The organism is Micromonospora sp. M51, from assembly GCF_018070305.1.
Taxonomy (GTDB): domain Bacteria; phylum Actinomycetota; class Actinomycetes; order Mycobacteriales; family Micromonosporaceae; genus Micromonospora; species Micromonospora parva.
In genome coordinates this window covers 1-1,225 of the sequence record NZ_JAGPXZ010001174.1, presented here as the reverse complement: position 1 = coordinate 1,225, position 1,225 = coordinate 1, and the positions used below count along the sequence as shown (strand labels likewise).

Annotated in this window: 2 protein-coding genes; both read left to right on the top strand. The window is 74.9% G+C overall.

Annotated features, from left to right (window positions below; genetic code table 11):
• On the top strand, positions 1-472 hold a 472-nt coding region (locus KBX53_RS33470; RefSeq protein ID WP_210863861.1), incomplete at its 5' end, for an ATP/GTP-binding protein.
• Positions 473-510: 38 nt separating this feature from the next.
• A complete protein-coding gene (locus KBX53_RS33465) occupies positions 511-1,014 on the top strand; it encodes a hypothetical protein (RefSeq protein ID WP_030327820.1) in 504 nt (167 codons plus the stop codon).
• The last annotated feature ends 211 nt before the right edge of the window (positions 1,015-1,225 follow it).

Below are 1,225 nucleotides of genomic sequence, written 5' to 3'. Positions count from 1 at the left end.
GCTGACCACCGAGGCCGAGATGACGAGCGCCGGGATCGGCGTGGACGACCCGGGTGTCCGGTCCACCAAGACCACCACCACGGTGGCGATGGACTTCGGCTGCGTGACGATCGACCGCAGCCTGAAGCTCTACCTGTTCGGCACGCCGGGGCAGACCCGGTTCGGTTTCATGTGGGACGACCTGGCCCGGGGAGCACTCGGCGCGCTGGTGGTGGTGGACAGCGCACGGCTGGACGACTGTTACCCCGCCATCGACTTCTTCGAGCGGGCCGGGCTGCCGTTCGTCGTCGGGGTCAACGCCTTCGACGGGCGGCTGGCCCTGGAGCTGGGTGAGATCCGTTGGGCGTTGGCCATCGGCGATCATGTACCTCTGGTGCAGTTCGATGCCCGCGACCGACTCTCGGTGCGGGACGCCCTCCTGGTCGTCCTGGACCGCGCGCTGGACCGTGCTACCCGGGAGAGGAAGGCCTGAGCTGGTCAGCTCCGGCCGTGGCGGGAAGAGGTGATCTGGTGAGGGGCGACCTGGACGAGACGCTGGCCCGGCTGGCCCGACGTGAGGAGGCGTCGCGCCGTCGGGCCGCCGACCGTGACGACACCACCGCACCGTCGAGCCCGCCCGGCAGCGGCACCCGCAACACCTCGGGCCGGCACGACCCGCGGCACGCGGGGGTGGAGGCCCCGAGCGACGTGGCCGGATGGGGACCGGTCGAGGAGGTGGCCGAGGCGGTCCGTCAGGTCGTCGGGGCCCACCCCGGGCTGGCGGTCACAGTGCAGGTGGAGCACGGCGGGCGGGCGTACCCGATGCGGGTCTCCTGGAACGGGCCGGCGGTCACGGTCGGACCGGTCCCCGCACCGACCCCGGTGGAACCCCCGCCGGCCTGGCCGCTCTCCGGGCGGACGGTGCCCGCCTGGGCGCCCGGCCCGGACGGGTTGAGCCCGGACCCGGCGGCCCGGTTGGCCGAGCTGATCCGGCGCGATCCGACGCTGCTGGACGAGCTGGATCCGCGGCGCTGACCGACGGGGTTGGCCGCGGGCGGCTACGGTCGGGCGGTGGCGCAACCCGACCTGACCCTGACGGCGAGCCTGCGACCGGCGGCGCTGGACGCCCGACGGGGCATCGTGCGGCTGCACCCGGAGGCGCTGACCGCGCTGGGGTTGCGCCCCGGCGACCCGGTCCGCCTCGCCGGCCGCCGGGAGACGGCCGGCATCGCGGCGGCTGCCGGGC